This window comes from Seonamhaeicola marinus (genome assembly GCF_008085455.1).
The window spans coordinates 1-518 of sequence record NZ_VSDQ01000907.1 but is presented as its reverse complement, the minus strand read 5'-3'; the positions used below and the strand labels follow the sequence as shown (position 1 = coordinate 518).

The following is a 518-nucleotide window of genomic DNA, read 5'->3' as shown; positions in this document are numbered from 1 at the left end:
AGGTATGCAATCTAAAATTGAAGCCGCTTCGGTTGCCAAAAATGCCAATATTGAAACTTGGATTGTAAATGGTCTTGAAGATAATTTTATAAAAAATGCCATTGAAAATAAAGTGCCATTTACAAAAGTTAAGTAGAAGAGTTTAAATAACACCGTCATTACGAGCCATAGCGTAGTAATCTTTTTAATGTAAAAGAAGAAGTTGTATCTCTTAATGCCAATTAGTTTTAAAATAAAAAAATGAAACATTACACATCAATAAACGATATCGATAACATCGATTCTTGGATTGAAGAAGCCAAAGCGCTCAAGCTAATGCCGTTAAAACATATAGATTTAGGAAAAAACAAAACTTTAGGTTTGTTGTTTTTCAATTCTAGTTTACGTACGCGCTTAAGTACGCAAAAGGCAGCTTTAAATTTAGGAATGAATCCTATTGTAATGAATGTTTCAGGTGATGCTTGGGGTTTAGAGTTTGAAGATGGAACGGTTATGAATGGCAACACTGCCGAACATAT

General features: G+C 32.4%; 2 pseudogenes. Both read left to right on the top strand.

What is annotated here, in order from left to right:
* Positions 1-136, top strand: a pseudogene (locus FUA24_RS26015) (glutamate 5-kinase); the annotation flags it as partial.
* A 104-nt stretch (positions 137-240) separates the two neighbouring features.
* A pseudogene (locus FUA24_RS24750) lies at positions 241-518 on the top strand (acetylornithine carbamoyltransferase); the annotation flags it as partial.